The sequence below is a fragment of the Mycobacterium sp. 852002-51971_SCH5477799-a genome (assembly GCF_001667145.1).
Lineage (GTDB): Bacteria > Actinomycetota > Actinomycetes > Mycobacteriales > Mycobacteriaceae > Mycobacterium.
Genome location: NZ_LZIF01000017.1, coordinates 1 through 2088, shown reverse-complemented (window position 1 = coordinate 2088; position 2088 = coordinate 1). Strand labels below are relative to the sequence as shown.

The 2088-nt window shown below is 68.5% G+C and carries 1 protein-coding gene; it reads right to left on the bottom strand.

What is annotated here, in order from left to right; all coding sequences use genetic code 11:
* On the bottom strand, positions 1-2088 hold a 2088-nt coding region (locus tag A5753_RS01885), incomplete at both ends, for a condensation domain-containing protein (protein ID WP_156655867.1).

Sequence of the window (2088 nt, the reverse complement as noted above, 5' to 3'; positions counted from 1 at the left end):
CAACCACCCATCCAGCACGAACAACGCCGCCCCACCCACCGGCGCACCGATCGGCGGGGCCCCCGACCCCGCCCGCAGCGGGGCGCTGAGGGTGGCATAGATCGTGGTCTCGGTCGGCCCGTAGGCGTTGACCATCACCCGCCCCGGCGCCCACCGATCCACCACCGCCGCCGGACACGCCTCGGCCGCGATCACCAACGCCGCCGCGTTGACCTGCTGGGCAGACAACATCCCCACCGCCGACGGGGTCTGGCTGAACACACTGACCTGTTCGGCGGCCAGCAGAGCCTGCAACTCCTGCGGGGAGCGGGTCACCTCCTCAGGCACCACCACCAGCCGCCCACCATGTAGCAGCGCCCCCCAGATCTCCCACACCGAGTAGTCAAAGGCATACGAATGGCACTGCGTCCACACCTGATCCGGCCCCAACACCAACCCGGCATCCCAGGAGGCGAACAACCGGGTCACGTTGTGGTGGGTGACCGCCACCCCCTTGGGCACCCCGGTGGTGCCCGAGGTGTAAATGATGTGGGCCACCTCCTCAGCAGCCGGCACCGGCAGCGGTGTGCCCGCCACACCCTGGATACCGGGGTCATCGACCTCGATCACCACCCCGGCGAAACCCGCAAGCCGGTCGGCCAGCTCGCGCGTGCACACCGCGGCCATCGGCGCGGCATCGGCGAGCATGAACCCGATGCGCGCCGCTGGCAGCGCCGGATCGATCGGCAGATAAGCCGCCCCGGTCTTGAGCACCGCCACCATCGCGGTGATCGCCTGCGCCGAGCGCGACAACAGCAACGCCACACACTGTCCCGCGCCCACGCCGTGGCCGGCCAACACGTGCGCCACCCGGTTCGACGCCTCGTCAAGCTCGCGATAGGTCATCGAGGCGCCCGCGAAGCTCACCGCCACCGCCTGCGGAACACGAGCCACTTGAGCGGCGAACAAGGTGGGAATCGACACCGGGGTGGGTGCGGGTTGAGTGAGCACCGCGCGGTGGGCGAGCGCATCGAGGCGGGCGTGTTCGGATGCGTCGAGCACCTCGATCGCCGACAGGTGCTGGGCGGGGTCAGCGGTCAACGCCGCCAGCACCCGCTGCAACCGGGCGATCAAAACCTCGATGGTGGCCGCATCAAACACATCGGTGCGGAATTCGACTGCGCCCGAGATCCCGGCGGGCTGGCCGTTCTCGGTCCAGCGTGCGGCCAACGACACCACCAAATCCATCCGGGCAGTGTGGGTATGGACCGGCAGCGGGGTGGCTTGCAGGTCCCCTAAACTCGACCCGGCCGTCTCACCGCTGTCGTGTCCGGCGAGGTTTTGCCAGGCCAGCATGACTTGGATCAGGGGGTGGTGGGACAGGTTGCGGGTGGGGTTGAGGTGTTCGACGAGGACTTCGAAGGGGACGTCTTGGTGTTCGTAGGCGGCCAGGCTGCGGGTGCGGACCTGGGCCAACAGTTGGGCCATGGTGGGATTGGCGCCCAGATCGACCCGTAACACCAAGGTGTTGACGAAAAACCCGACCAGCTCATCGAGGGCGGGATCGCGCCGCCCGGCGATCGGGAACCCCACCGCCACATCCGCGCTGGCGCTGAGCTTGCCCAGCAGCACCGCCAGCGCGGTCTGCAGGACCATGAAACTGGTCGCGTTGTGTTCGCGGGCCACCCGCGCGATCTGCTGGGCCAACCCGGCCGGCCAGTCCACCGTCACGCTGGCCCCGCGCTGATCGGCCACCGCCGGATAGGGCCGATCGGTGGGCAACGCCAGCCGCTCGGGCATTCCGGCCAGCATCTGTTGCCAGTAGTCCAGCTGGGCGGTGATGCGGCTGTGCGGATCCTCAAGGTCCCCGAAACTGGCCCGTTGCCACAGCGTGTAATCGACGTACTGCACCGGCAACGGCGCCCAATCCGGGGCGTGGCCGGCGCACCGGGCGCCATAGGCGGTGCCCAGATCGGCCACCAGCGGGGTGATCGACCAGCCATCAGCGGCGATGTGGTGGACCACCACCACCAACACATGCTCGTCTTGGCCGAGGCGAAACAGTGTGGCCCGCAACAAGATCTCGCTGCTCAGATCGAAACTGTGCCG